Annotated in this window: 8 protein-coding genes; 4 read left to right on the forward strand and 4 right to left on the reverse strand. The window is 68.8% G+C overall.

Going from position 1 to position 10,716, the window contains the following annotated elements; all coding sequences use genetic code 11:
• Positions 1-207 precede the first annotated feature (207 nt).
• The 3 genes from AC1DJ5_RS13840 to AC1DJ5_RS13850 all read right to left on the reverse strand — a co-directional run bounded on the left by AC1DJ5_RS13840 (position 208) and on the right by AC1DJ5_RS13850 (position 6,643).
• The gene (locus tag AC1DJ5_RS13840; RefSeq protein ID WP_477020971.1) at positions 208-1,191 is read right to left on the reverse strand and encodes an alpha/beta hydrolase family protein; all 984 of its coding nucleotides are present in this window, start codon (positions 1,189-1,191) and stop codon (positions 208-210) included.
• A gap of 391 nt (positions 1,192-1,582) precedes the next feature.
• Entirely contained in the window at positions 1,583-3,538 is a 1,956-nt protein-coding gene (locus tag AC1DJ5_RS13845; RefSeq protein ID WP_477020972.1) for a hypothetical protein, read from the reverse strand.
• A 231-nt stretch (positions 3,539-3,769) separates the two neighbouring features.
• The gene (locus AC1DJ5_RS13850) at positions 3,770-6,643 is read right to left on the reverse strand and encodes a hypothetical protein (RefSeq protein ID WP_477020973.1); all 2,874 of its coding nucleotides are present in this window, start codon (positions 6,641-6,643) and stop codon (positions 3,770-3,772) included.
• Positions 6,644-6,971: 328 nt separating this feature from the next.
• Between AC1DJ5_RS13850 and AC1DJ5_RS13855 the strand changes: the two genes are divergently transcribed.
• The 4 genes from AC1DJ5_RS13855 (at position 6,972) to AC1DJ5_RS13870 (ending at position 9,731) form a co-directional block, all read left to right on the forward strand.
• On the forward strand, positions 6,972-7,220 hold the full coding sequence (locus tag AC1DJ5_RS13855; protein WP_441453691.1) for a helix-turn-helix domain-containing protein: 249 nt from the start codon (positions 6,972-6,974) through the stop codon (positions 7,218-7,220).
• A 101-nt stretch (positions 7,221-7,321) separates the two neighbouring features.
• Positions 7,322-7,858 (forward strand): alpha/beta fold hydrolase, encoded by a 537-nt coding sequence (locus AC1DJ5_RS13860; RefSeq protein ID WP_477020974.1) that lies wholly within the window; start codon positions 7,322-7,324, stop codon positions 7,856-7,858.
• A gap of 147 nt (positions 7,859-8,005) precedes the next feature.
• Complete coding sequence (locus tag AC1DJ5_RS13865; RefSeq protein ID WP_477020975.1) at positions 8,006-9,502, forward strand: MFS transporter; 1,497 nt, start codon at positions 8,006-8,008, stop codon at positions 9,500-9,502.
• Between the two features lie 46 nt (positions 9,503-9,548).
• Complete coding sequence (locus AC1DJ5_RS13870) at positions 9,549-9,731, forward strand: hypothetical protein (protein ID WP_477020977.1); 183 nt, start codon at positions 9,549-9,551, stop codon at positions 9,729-9,731.
• 10 nt (positions 9,732-9,741) lie between these two features.
• Here the strand turns inward: AC1DJ5_RS13870 and AC1DJ5_RS13875 are convergent.
• Positions 9,742-10,716: DUF6880 family protein (locus AC1DJ5_RS13875; RefSeq protein WP_477020976.1), on the reverse strand; the 975-nt coding region annotated here is incomplete at its 5' end.

Genomic DNA, 10,716 nt, shown 5'->3' on the forward strand with positions numbered 1-10,716 from the left:
GCGATGGGTTGGATGCGGTACTCGACTTCAGCGCCGAAAGCGGACGCTGGCAAAGTCAGGGAGGGGTGGGCAACAGATGTCAGCCTCAGCGCGTCAGCACGACATGGGTCCCCGCCTGGTCCACGCTGAAATCGATGGTTTTTCCAGCTGCCCGCTGCCCTCTGCGGAGGTTGACACTACCGTCTCCACCCCGCCGCCGTGCGCCGATCAGAGATGGGTCTTGAAGAAGCGGATCATCTCGCGGTTCAGCGCCTCGTGAAATACGGCGCGGTCGAAGCCGGGGGTCGGGGCGCAGATCATCGGGGCGTTGGCGGCCAGTTCGGGCGAGCAGGCCGGCATGAAGTCGAAATGGCTGGCGCCGTCGATGCGTTTGTACTCCGGCGGGCGAGGCAGGGCATCGCGCACCGGCTCGGCGTAGAAGGGCGAGGGCAGGATCTGGTCGGCCCCTGCCTGCCATAGCTGGACCGGCTGGGTCACGTCGGCCAGGCCTTCGCGCGTGAAGGTGAAGCCCAGGGCTGGGGCGGCGACGACCAGGGCCTTGAGGCGGGCGTCGTGCGGCAGGCGCGGCGCGCCCTGGCCATCGTTCATTGTCTCTGAATGCTGGCCCGCGAGGCGGCAATCATAGAAGGCCGGGTTGGCTCGGCAGTGATCGACCAGTCGCGTCATGTCGGGGTTGCCGCCCGCCGCCGCCAGCACGGTGAAGCCGCCGGCTGAGAAGCCGAACGCCCCGATCCGCTCCGCGTCGATCCGGGCCTTGCCTTCCCATTGGCCCAGCATGTGGTCGATCAGCACCGATAGCTGGCGAGTGCGGCCGACGACATCGGTGGCGCGGCTCTGGTCGCGCCAGTTGTCGCCGGTGTGGGTCAGCGTCGCGACAACGAATCCGGCCTTGGCCAGGGCTTGGACCGTGTCGCGGTGACTGCGAAAATCGCCGCCGTTGCCATGTGAGATGACGATCAGCGGGCGCGGCGTCGTGGCCGTCTCGGCCGGATACCAGACGCCCGCCTCAATGGCAGGCTGATCGCCATCGGTCACGGTGAGGCGGGAATAGGCCACGCCGTCCCGGATCGACGGACCCGCTTGCGCGGCCGACTGCGGGGCGGCTTGAGGCAGGCCTGGCGTGGCGGCTGTGGCTGTGGCGCAGGAGGCCAGCAGGATTGAAGCGGCGGCGATCAGGGAGGCGGTGGACATTGAAAGGGCTTTCGGCAGCAGGCGATGAGGCCGTGTGCCGTCGCTGCCAGTCATCGCGCCAGCGAAGATGGGCGAACGGGCGAACGGGTCCGTGGCCGGGCGAACGGCTGCAATCGCCCGCAACCTTGCTAGGGTGGAGCCATGGAATCGACTCGGGTGAAGGACAGGCGATGGCGTCCGGCGGCGACGGGGTTCACGCCTGCTACTGTCGAAGCCAACCGATTTCGAGCCCTTGTTCGTGCGACTGCCCTCCGTCGAGAGTCTGGAGAGACCGGGGGCGGCTCCGCAAACGCCGCCGTGAGGAGCACGCGCGCAGCAAAGCGGTGGCCCGCGTGGGGAAGCCCGCAGGCCGCCTCTGAAACCCTTAAGCTTTGCCCACGCTGTGGCCGCCCTAGGGGAGCACCTCCCAACGTCCGGTGGCCGACAGATCCCGGCGCAGCAGCACGGGGGCGCCGCCGCGCAGACCTGCGCAGTAGGCGAAGGTGGCAGTGGCGCTCTGTCGACCAACCACGATGTCGCCGAATGGATTGAGCGTGCAGCCCGCGCCGTCCTGCCAGCCCGCCGCGGCCAGAATGGGCAGCGCCGCCGCAGCGGCCGGCGGTTCGAAGACCTCCCGCGGCGCAGGAGTCCAGCCCGTCGCGCCGCGGGAGAAACGATAGACCGCAAGGCGTCCGGCGTCGGTCAGCGCGCAGACGATGACGCTCGCATCCCCAGCCGCGAACGCGCCCAGCCGGCCGTGGGCGCCGAGCCGGTGCGCAACATCCCCTGCCGGAGTGATCGCGGACCAGACGCCGCGCTCGTTGAGAGCCGCGAAGCGCAACCGCCGGTCCTGGCCGATCGCGAACACCAGAAGGTCGGCCGCCGTCGGTGACACGGCCGCCAGCGCCGTGCCGCGCAGCAGGCTGGGCGCCTGCTCCAGAGCACGCGCCTGGAACGCAGGCCAATTGCGTGAGGTCCCCAGCCAACTCGTCGCAGTGAGCCTCCGCTGCTCGTCGACGAACAGGGTGACGACCTCCGCCGCCCCGCGCGCGCAGACCGCCAGGTCGGAGAACGGATGCACCCGCGGCTGGGCCAGCGCCTGCACGGCCGCACCCCAGGCGCCGGTCGCCGCCCTGCGGCGCGCATGCAGCAGGTTGTTCTCGGCGACGTAGACCAGGTGGGAGTCGTCGGCGCGGTGGCTTGCGACGCCCAGGGCGCGCAAGCCCCGCAGCGCCGCCGCAGGGGTGGGCGGGGGGCCCAGCGATCCGCCCGGTCCCCATTGCCCTTGTGGATCGACCCGCGCCTCGGCGATCTCGCCATTGACCAGCACCGTGTAGAGGGCGGGTCGGCCGCCCACCTGCGCAAGCAGCAGCGGCGCGTCCGGCTCGGTGACCACGAACGGGTCGACGCGGACAATCGGCAGCAGCGGCTCGACCTGATCCAGCCGCTGCTGGGGCGGGACTTGAGGGGCCAAGGCGAAACGGCCGCGCAAGATCCGCGTGGAAAGGCCCTCCCCGAGGCCCGCCAGGCGCGGCTCGGCGATCGCTCGGGCGGGGTCGCGCACGAAGCAGCAGTCGTAGTCCCAGGTCTCGATCCGCCGCCAGCGCGGCAGCGCCGTCGCGGTGGCCGACCCCCGCATGGGCAACTCCGCCCTTGCACCCTTGTGGAACCGGAACTGGCGTCCCAGCGGCCAGGCGAAGGTCGGGTCCCGCGCGCGTGCGTGGGTCGACGGATAGATGCGGATCGGAACCCCGTGCTGGCGCGGCGGCGCGTTTGGCCGAGGCGGCGGCCCGTCCTGGATCGCCGCCACGTCCACGTGGATCGGATGAACCTGCAGGTCGTACGGCGCGATCGGAGTGTCGTCGACCTGCACGTCCCACATGAACAGATCCGGCCAGACCGCCAGCATTGCGTCCATGGTCTTGCCGCGGCCATACAAGCCGGGCCGGAAAGCCCGCAGGTCCGGATCCGGACGCGACATCGCTTCGAACAGGCCCAGGTAGTAGTCGGTCTCCCAGGCCTCGGGGTCGTCGGTCTCACCGTCTTCATTGTCGATGATCACCACCGAGCCGCCCAGCCGGGGCCCGCTGGCGTGCATGACGGTGCGAAGGTGGCGTCCGTGCAACTCGCCGCGGGCCCGGGTCTTCTGCGCCGCCGTGCGGGCCTGCTCACCGCCCGAAACGCTGTGGCCGACGTAGAAGGCGAAGCCCCAGCCTTGCGCCAGCAGGGCGTTGAGGTTGCGCATCCAGGCCCGTTCGACGGCCCGCGTGGTCGGTGTGAAGTTGCCGGCCGGTTCCCCGGCGAGCGGCGGCCCGGTCACGTAGGCGCCGGTGAAGCGCAGATTGGAGTTGGCGATGAGCGTGCCCATCCAGCCCGGATCGTCTCCAGCCGGGGTGCGCGGCAGCTCGCTCTTGTCCAGGCCCACCCAGGCGGGCAGACGCGGGGCGGGTCGGCCGGCGGGCGCCGCGGGCAGCGCCGGCGCGGGTCCAGTTTGCGCGGGTTGGGCGGGCTGCCGAGCAGCCGCAGGTTGAGCCGGTTGCGCGGGTTGGGGCGGCGGACGCGGCCGTCGCGGTCGGCGGGGGGGCACCGGGCGGGCCGATCAGGTCGCGTCGACCCAGGCGCCAGAGGCGTTCTTCTCCCACCGCGGGAGGGAGTCCTTCTTGCGCAGCAGGATCAGCGTGGTCGGCAGCCGCACTTCCCATGGATCGCCGACCGGGAGCTCGTCGTCGCCGGCTTGCTGCCGGTCTTTGATCTCGTCGACGATGTTGAGGTAGGCCGGGCTGGTGACAAGCGGCGGATCGCCCCCTTCCCAGATCTGGCCCGTCTCCAGGAAGTGGGCCACGGCCAGTTCGAAGCCCGGCCGCACGGAGACCACCACCCGCGCCGCGCCGGCCTTCATGAAGGCAGCGAACTCGAAGTCGGCGTCTTCGATGAACGAGGCCTCGACCCAGCGGCTCTTCCGGCCCCAGTAGTAGGGATAGTAGAGGAACATCATCTGTTCCCACTCGAAGGCCTGTTCGAAGAAGCGGATGTACGGGCCCTCCAGCTCGGCTTCGGCCAGATCGACCTGCGGCAGACCAAGACCACCCGTTTGGATCGCCCCGAAGGCGTCGAAGTGCTGGGCGGTGAACACCGAGATCACCGCCTTCTTCAACTCCTCACGCTGCAGCAGGCTGTACGCCAGCGGGCTGCGGCCGCGGGTCTGGGCGACGGCCTGCGCCTTGGCCCGCTCGACGGCGTCCTCATAGGCCTTCATCTGCTTCAGGTAGCCCTGCTTGATCGCCTGGTGGGTCTTGTTGCGCCACTTCTCCAGCGCTCCGGCGGTGCGGTTGCAAGTGATCTCGATCGCCGCGGTGACCGAGGCGACATTGATGGTCAGCAAGGTGCAACTGATCGACTTCTGCTGCTTGTTCAACGGCGTGCTGCTGGCCCCCACGCTGGCGCCCGAGTGCACCCAGTGGGCGGTGCCGATCGTGACCACCACGTGGTGCCAGCCACCCCAGTAGGTGGCCGCGACTACGGCGCTGGCGAACACCGCCTCGTAACCGTCCGAGATCGGCACTTCGGCGGTCTTCTGGATCTCGCCAGAGTCGGCGTCGCCGTTCACGCCTTCGAAAACCTTCGAGAGGGTGATGACCGGCTCTGGCGGCGCCTCGATCCCCTCGGCATCGTAGCGGTGCGCGTGCTGGGCGTAGTTGCCTGCAGTGATCTGGCTGGCGTTGAGGGTGAAGGGCGGCGGCTTTTTGATCTCCTCCCCGGGGGCCGGGACGGTCTGCAGGGTGTAGTGGATGAAGGCCGCGGGCTCGGGCACCACCAAGTCGAACAGCACCCGGCTGCCGTAGTTGAAGACCTGCGCCTCGTAGAGCTTCTCCAGCCACTGGTACTGGCCTACCACGTGGCCGCCCTCGCCGGGCACGTTGTTCCACTCGTGGATGTTCTCCTCCTCGAAGGACTCGAGGGTTCGCATCGTGGTGCGGCGCAGCACTCGCTCGGTGACCTTGGACGAGGCGCGGGTGGTGACCTCCTTGCCGTAGCTCTCGGCTGACTTGGCCGATTCTTCCTTCGACGAGGACATGCCCAAGTCGGTCGTCACCTTGAACTCCACGACCGGACCGTAGGAGCCGGAGAGCGACGTCCCGATCTTCAGGCTGGCGTCCTCCTTCTGGACCTTTGCGGCCTCCTTCTGCATCTCGAAGCGTTCGGTGGACTGCTGGTCGCGCTCCTCCTCGAGCGTCGTTTCGCGCTCGTCGACGATGGTTTCCTCGGTGGTGCGGATGCGCTTGGTGGTGGGCGAGCGGTGCTCCCCCTTCAGGACGTTGTCGACATGCGAAAGTTCGCGGGCCTCGTAGCCCTTCAGCGCCTGCCTCACCACCAGCAGGTCGCCGATTCCCACCGAGCCGATCTTGCCGTGGGTGAGCGGGACGCCAGGCGCGCCCTCGCCGTTGTCGCCCGTATCGGCGAGCGTCTTGAAGTCGGCGGTGTAGACCCCGCCGCCGATCACCACCGTCCGGATGTTGGGCGCCAGCGCTTCCTCCAGCCGCATCTCGCCCACCCCCAACTCTCGCAAACGCTGCTCGCCCTTCTGAAGGGTCTCGAGCAGCCCGCCACGGGGTCGGCTGAGGCCCTCGACGACCCGGCGGGCGCCGGCGGAGAGGTCCTCCAGCGCCGTCGCCGCCAACGGCGCGCGGGTCAGGGCCGGGGGCACGCGACCGGGCTCGACTAGGCTGCGCTCCCGCCGCTCGCGCGGATCGCCTTCGCGTATCTCCTGCGGTTCGGGGAGACCGAACAGCCGTTCGCTGGGCAGGGCGACGAGCTCGGCCAGGGCGGCATCTATCTCGCGACGCTGGTCGCGCAGCGCCTTCAGCTCCGCCTCGGCCGCGGCGCGCTCGAGCGGCCGATCAGAAGGTGGACGGGCTTCGATTTCGCGCGGCGGCCGATCCGGCGTCTGCAGCACGACCACCCGGCTCATCCAGTCGGCTGGCTCGGGCGCGGCCTCCGCCCCCGCCGCGAATAGCCGCTCCACGTAGGCGCAGGTGCGGACCACCTCGATCAACCGCGGGGCACGCAGGTCGAGGCGCCCCCCGTACTTGATCCCGGCCAGTTCGTCCGCGCTTTGCAGCGCCAGCGCGTCGAATTCCGGATCGGCGGCGACGTCAGCGAGGGTCCCGCCGAACGCGGTCTCCAGTGCGGTCTTGGCCTCGGCGACGCTGTCGATGGTCCCCTTGCGGACCGCCTGGGCGAAGGTGGCGGCGGCGGCCGAGTATTCCAACTGCCGGGAGCTGGGGCCTCCGGGCGGTCGGCGCTCGACGACCCGCGTCGCGGCCGTGCGCAGCGCCTTGGGCACGTTGCTCTGGCCCCAGGCCCAGACGATGTCGCCTGCCATCGGCCCAGACACCTTGGCGAGGATCGCGTCCTCGCCCGGGGTCTTGGCTTCTAACGGGCGGGCATGAAGGAAGTTGAACAGCGACTCCATGGCGAGCGCTCCCGTCAGGTTTGACTACAACCTTAGGCACATAATTCGATGCCGCACACGCAGTAACGGCGCCGCCTGCCTCGCTTCACCCCCATGTGATTGCCCGATGTGGGAGGCCCTGTCGGCCGAGGCCTGGGCCATGTCCTGGCCAAAGCTTTTCGATGTCCTCGGCAAGGCCGCGATCGGGTCGTTAGGCGGCTGAAGAGACCGGCGCGGGCAAGGTGCCCGAATGCCCGCAAGCTTTGATCTTGGGCTTGCTTGTGTTCGTGATCGGTCAGGTCATGCGGGTCGGTCGCGAGATCGAGGAAGACCGAAGGGCGTTCGTCTGATGCCGATCATCCTCCGTCTCGATGTCGTCATGGCCCGACACAAGGTCCGATCCAATGTTCTGGCGCGCGCCATCGGCATTACCGAAGCCAATCTGTCGCTGCTCAAGTCCGGCAAGGTCAAGGGCATGAAGTTCGACACCCTCGAAGCCATCTGCATCTATCTGGACTGCCAGCCCGGGGACATTCTCGAATACCTCCCCGACGAAACGACCGAACACCCGCCGATCGAGTTCAAACGCGCCGGCTGATCGGCGCTTCACCCTGGAGATCTTCATGAAACTGCTTTCAGCGCCCGTCTGGGCGATCGCGGCCGGCTGCCTGCTGGTCAGTTCCGCCGCAGCCTGTGGCAATGGCGACCCTTGTCGGGTCTTCGGCCGGCGGGGGAGTCGCTGTAGAGTACGCCCTGGCTCATCCGGCATCAGTGGACGGCCTAGTCCTGGTCGGGGCGGCTGTGAACGGCTTTCAACCGACCGATCATTTCGGGCGGCGTACGGCGGCCTTGGTCGGACTGTTGTCGCAGGCACGACTGGAAGAAGCGGTTCGCGATCCGTGCATTCTCACGCCTTCTGCAGAAGAAGCCCGCGCCTTCATCGTCGCCGACTTGCGCGCCCATCCCGGTAACTTCGGCGCAGGACGAATGATGCGGAACGGGGCGGCGGTGATGAGCCGCTTGGGGGAAATCTCTGCGTCGACCCTGATCGTGACAGGCGAGGTAGACATGCCGGATGTTCATGCTCACGCGGGCGCGCTGGAAGCACTCATCCCCGGCGCGCGGCGGATCGTCATGTCTGACGGCGGGCACTTCATCTACCTAGAGCGACCGGACGCCTTCGTCGACGTCCTGCAAACCTTCGTCCGCCAACATCTGGCGCACAGCCGGCACTAGGAAACAAATCCTTGAGCTTAATAGCCAGCGCATAGGCGATGAGAATCGCAAGCGTCGGGTTGCCGACCGCTTTCGTGAAGCCCCTTGAGAGGCATTGATGCTGTGGGGGGACTTGGCCTAGCGTCAGGCTTCTAGCGGAGCGCTGTCATGTCCATTCGCGGTCCCTGCGACGCCGGTCAGGTGCAGGGCGCCCTTGCGCCGGTTCAATCTCTCACCGCCGCACGCAAGCGTTGGGTTTTGATCGCCACGGTTCTGGGTTCCAGCCTGACCTTCATCGACGGCTCAGCGCTGGGCGTGGCCCTGCCGGCCATCCAGCGCGATCTCGGAGCCGGTCCGGCCGCTGTCCAGTGGATCTCCAACGCTTATCTGCTGATGCTCGGCGCACTGGTGCTCATCGGCGGCGCGGCGGGCGACCGGTTTGGACGCCGCCGGGTTTTTCTGATCGGTGTGAGCATCTTCACCCTCGCCTCCATGGCCTGCGGTTTGGCGCCGACCGTCGAGGTGCTGATCGGCGGCCGAGCCTTGCAGGGCATTGGAGCGGCGCTGCTGACTCCTGGAGCGCTGGCCCTCATCGGTTCGGCCTTCCCGCCGGAGGAACGCGGCAAAGCTTTCGGTACCTGGGCGGGCGCTGGAGCTCTTTTCGGGATGGTCGGGCCGCTTGTCGGCGGCTGGCTGTCAGACCACGCAGACTGGCGCTTTATCTTCTGGATCAACGTTCCGCTGGCGGCCCTTACGATGGCCGTCGCCTTGCGCGCCTTACCCGAGAGTCGGGATACCGACGCTCGCGGGCTCGACTGGCTCGGGGCCCTTCTGGCCATGACCGGCCTCGCCGCCCTGACGTGGAGCCTGATCTCTGCGCCGGATCGGGGCTGGGACGATCCAGCCATCATCATCGGACTTGTCTCCGGAGGCGGGGCCTTGGCCGCGTTCCCGCTGGCCGAGGCCCGCGAACGGTATCCCATGACGCCGCTCGCCCTGTTCCGGTCGCCGGTCTTCAGCGGCATGAACCTGCTAACCCTGCTGCTCTATTTCGCGCTGGGCGGGGCGATGTTCTTCCTGCCCTTCGACCTAATCCGGGTCCAAGGCTTTAGCGCCACAATGGCGGGGGCGGCCATGTTGCCGTTTGCGGCGATCATGGGGCTCTTCTCGGGACTGGCAGGACGCCTCGCCGACCGGTTCGGGGCGCGGCTGTCGCTGGCTTTCGGGCCTGCCCTCGCTGGGATCGGTCTGAGCTTGCTCGCCGTGCCCGGGCCAGGTGCGGGTTATGTTGATGGACCTCTAGCGGGAATGACCGTGCTGGCGATCGGCATGACACTCGCGGTCGGGCCGCTCACTGCGGCGGTCATGGGCGCGGTCGAGCCGGCGCACGCCGGGGTGGCCTCCGGCGTGAACAACGCCGTGGCGCGCATAGCGGGCCTGCTGGCCGTCGCCTTGTTGGGCGCGCTTATCTCATCGGTGTTCGTCGATCGCGTGGGCGGCCCCGACGCCCGGGTATTGCTCGGAGAGGTGATGGCGGGCGGAACGTCACATTCAGGCGCCGTCGAAGCCTTCCACGCGTCCTTCCGCGTCGTGATGTTAACCTGTGCGGCTTGCGCGGTAGCGGCCGGAATTGTCGGAGGCCTGACCGGGCCAAAGCGGCGCTAGTCACGGCTGGCATCGCGACCGGCCGGTCTACGGGGACATCCTCGGCATCTCTCTTCTGGCGCCCTGCGTCCTGCGTCTGAAGGAAGGGGCGGAGTGGCGCCGGTTGGCGTCGCCGCTCCCACCCGGTTCCCTGTACCGGCTCTCGGGCGAGGCGCGGAGCCGCTGGGAGCATTCAATCACGCCAATGACGGCGCTGCGGTATTCGATCTCCTTCAGGACCCTGGCGTAGCGCACGCGGTCTAGTCCGCCAGGAGGTCAGCGGCCTCCGGAAAGCGCTGGGCCAATCGGGACGCCCAGTCCTTGGCGATAGGCCCGACTTTGCGCGCCTCGCGCGGTCGCGCCTGAACCAGGCTCGCCGCCTCGCGGTGCGCGGGCCAGTCCATGAGAAGACACATGGCCGCCTCGAAATCGGGATGGGCGGCGGCGCAGGCGAAGGCCCGGTCCAGCGCCTCGACGTCGTCGAAGTCGGGAAGACGGGCGAGATAGTCCCGCAGGATCTGCGCCGACAGGTCGCGTTCGAACAGGTTCCAACGCAGGTCCTGGGCCTCCTGGCGGCGGCCCTCGGCGTCCAGCACGTCGATGGAGGCGGCCTCCCAGGCCGGCGTCAGCCTGGGGGCACCGTCTGATGGGTTACGCCCAAAAGTCCAGCGCCGGTTCGCGGGAGAGGGCGCCAGCGCGCCTTCGAGGGCGGCGCGCGCCTCGCCAAGACGGCCGGCGGCGAGGAGCCGACGCGAGATATCGGCCGCGACGTCGGGCGACCCGGCCTGTTCGGGCGTGATGAGAGACAGCCAGAGATCGAGGTCCTGGGCCCGGTCCGCAAGACGGCGGACGAGATTGCGCCCGGCCGGCGTCATCCTGGTCGAGGCGTCGAGACCGTCGAGCAGGCGTCGCGCCAGATCGGGGCCGACCGTGTCGCCGGCGGCGACGATCCACCGGCCGTAGTCGAGCGGGCGACGGCGAAGGGCGTCCCCCAGTTCGCCGGAGGCGGTCCCGTCCTCCGCTTCGGCGAGGTGGAAGAGGGCGGGTGCGGCCGTCTCGAAGACGACGACCAGTTCGCCCTTGGTGTCCTTCACGCGCGCGGCGAGGCCCGGATAGAGGTCGAACCAGCGGACGAGGATGGCGAGCGCCTCGGCCGGGGCTGCCGGCGCCAGGCGCTCGACGATCATTTTCCGGTGGGCTTCGAGGTCCTCGATCAACTCGCCCCGCTTGCGCCA

It is taken from the genome of Brevundimonas sp. 01N35 (assembly GCF_056399785.1).

Bases quoted from the DNA above. Each gene is read 5' to 3' on its own strand.
- AC1DJ5_RS13840 (WP_477020971.1), bottom strand. From the start codon at position 1,191: ATGTCCACCGCCTCCCTGATCGCCGCCGCTTCAATCCTGCTGGCCTCC.
- AC1DJ5_RS13845 (WP_477020972.1), bottom strand. From the start codon at position 3,538: ATGGGCACGCTCATCGCCAACTCCAATCTGCGCTTCACCGGCGCCTAC.
- AC1DJ5_RS13850 (WP_477020973.1), bottom strand. From the start codon at position 6,643: ATGGAGTCGCTGTTCAACTTCCTTCATGCCCGCCCGTTAGAAGCCAAG.
- AC1DJ5_RS13855 (WP_441453691.1), top strand. From the start codon at position 6,972: ATGCCGATCATCCTCCGTCTCGATGTCGTCATGGCCCGACACAAGGTC.
- AC1DJ5_RS13860 (WP_477020974.1), top strand. From the start codon at position 7,322: ATGGCGACCCTTGTCGGGTCTTCGGCCGGCGGGGGAGTCGCTGTAGAG.
- AC1DJ5_RS13865 (WP_477020975.1), top strand. From the start codon at position 8,006: ATGTCCATTCGCGGTCCCTGCGACGCCGGTCAGGTGCAGGGCGCCCTT.